The organism is Nocardia tenerifensis NBRC 101015 (assembly GCF_000308715.1).
Taxonomy (GTDB): domain Bacteria; phylum Actinomycetota; class Actinomycetes; order Mycobacteriales; family Mycobacteriaceae; genus Nocardia; species Nocardia tenerifensis.
In genome coordinates this window covers 1-2,077 of sequence record NZ_BAGH01000260.1, presented here as the reverse complement: position 1 = coordinate 2,077, position 2,077 = coordinate 1, and the positions used below count along the sequence as shown (strand labels likewise).

Genomic DNA, 2,077 nt, shown 5'->3' with positions numbered 1-2,077 from the left:
ATTCAGGACGCCAAGGCCACCAGGCAGAGCACCGACCCGACCGTCCAGCAGGCCGCGATGGCCACACTGGACTGCACCAAGCAGGATCCGTTGCAGGGCAACGACGATCCGAACCTGCCGCTGGTCGCCTGCTCCACCGACGGCCAGGAGATCCTGCTGCTCGACAAGAGCCGCATCGACGGCCAGGAGATCAAGAGCGCGAGCTCGGGCCTGAACACCCAGCAGGCGCGGCACGAGGTCTACCTGGAGTTCAAGTCCGGCGGCAGCGACGCGTGGGCCACGCTCACCGGCGAGTACGTGCAGAAGCGGGTCGCGTTCGTGCTCGACACCAAGGTGGTCAGCGCGCCGGTCGTGCAGCAGGGACCGCAGCAGGGCGGCCGCACCCAGATCTCGGGCAACTTCACCGCCGCGAGCGCCAAGGAACTGGCGAACACGCTGAAGTACGGCTCGCTGCCGCTGTCGTTCCAGACCTCCGAGGCCGAGACGGTGTCGGCGACGCTGGGGCTGTCCTCGCTGAAGGCGGGTCTGCTCGCCGGCGCGGTGGGCCTGGTCGTCGTGCTGCTCTACTGCCTGGCGTACTACCGCATGCTCGGGTTCGTCACCGGATTGTCCTTGGTGGCATCGGGTTTCGCGGTCTACGGCATCATGGTGCTGCTCGGCAGATGGATCGGGTTCACCCTCGACCTGGCCGGCATCGCCGGTCTGATCATCGGCATCGGCATGACCGCCGACTCGTTCGTGGTGTTCTTCGAACGCATCAAGGACGAGATGCGCGAGGGCCGCAGCTTCCGCTCCGCCGCCCCGCGCGGCTGGCAGCGGGCCCGCCGGACCATCCTGTCGGGCAACGCGGTCAGCTTCATCGCCGCCGCGGTGCTCTACATCCTCGCCGTCGGCCAGGTGAAGGGCTTCGCGTTCACCCTCGGCCTCACCACCGTGCTCGACGTCGTCGTGGTGTTCCTGGTGACCTCGCCGCTGGTGCTGCTCGCCTCGCGCACGAACTACTGGGCCAAACCGTCGGTCAACGGGCTCGGTGCGATCCAGCAGGTCGCGCGCGAGCGGAAGGCGGCCGAGGCCGCACTCGGGAAGGCGTGAACGAGATGACCAACAACACGAGCACCTCGTCCACCAACCCGGCCGAGACCACCGACGTCTTCGCCGCGGTGCCCGAGCCGCCCAAGCACGGCTTCTTCAACCGGCTCTACACCGGCACCGGCGCCATCGACGTCATCGGCAAGCGCCGGATGTGGTACGCGATCACCGCGACGATCATCCTGATCTCGTTGGCCAGCATGATCTTCCGCGGCTTCAACTTCGGCATCGACTTCGAGGGCGGCTCGCGGATCCAGTTCCCGGCCCAGGGCGCGAGCACCAGCCAGGTCGAGGACGTCTACCGCTCCGCGATCGGCACCGACCCCGTCTCGGTGCAGACCGTCGGCAACGGCGGCAACGCCACCATCCTGATCCGCTCCGAGGCGTTGAACACCGAGCAGGTCAACACGCTCAACGAGGCGCTGTTCACCAAGTTCCAGCCCAAGGACAAGGACGGCAACCCGAACCGCTCCGCGATCAGCGCCTCGGACGTGAGCGAGACCTGGGGCAGTCAGATCACCCGCAAGGCGCTCATCGCGCTCGCGGTGTTCCTGGTGCTGGTGGCCGTCTACATCGCCGTCCGGTTCGAACCGCACATGGCGATCGCCGCGCTGGCCGCGCTCGTCTTCGACGTCACCGTCACCGCGGGCGTGTACTCGATCGTCGGCTTCGAGGTGAGCCCGGCGACCGTGATCGGCATCCTGACCATCCTCGGCTTCTCGCTGTACGACTCGGTCGTCGTGTTCGACAAGGTCGAGGAGAACACCAGGGGCATCCTGCATCTGAACCGTCGCACCTATGGTGAGCAGGCCAACCTCGCGGTGAACCAGACCCTGATGCGCTCCATCAACACCGCGCTCATCGGCATCCTGCCGATCGTCGGCCTGATGGTGATCGCGGTCTGGATGCTCGGCGTCGGCACGCTCAAGGACCTGGCGCTGGTGCAGCTGGTCGGCCTGCTGGTCGGCACCTACTCCTCGATCTTCTT

The 2,077-nt window shown here is 67.0% G+C and carries 2 protein-coding genes; both read left to right on the top strand.

Going from position 1 to position 2,077, the window contains the following annotated elements; all coding sequences use genetic code 11:
- Window positions 1–1,092: protein translocase subunit SecD (secD, locus tag ON39_RS20160; protein ID WP_040736592.1), on the top strand; the 1,092-nt coding region annotated here is incomplete at its 5' end.
- Between the two features lie 5 nt (window positions 1,093–1,097).
- The coding region (secF, locus tag ON39_RS20155) for a protein translocase subunit SecF (RefSeq protein ID WP_083894565.1) at window positions 1,098–2,077 on the top strand (980 nt) is incomplete at its 3' end.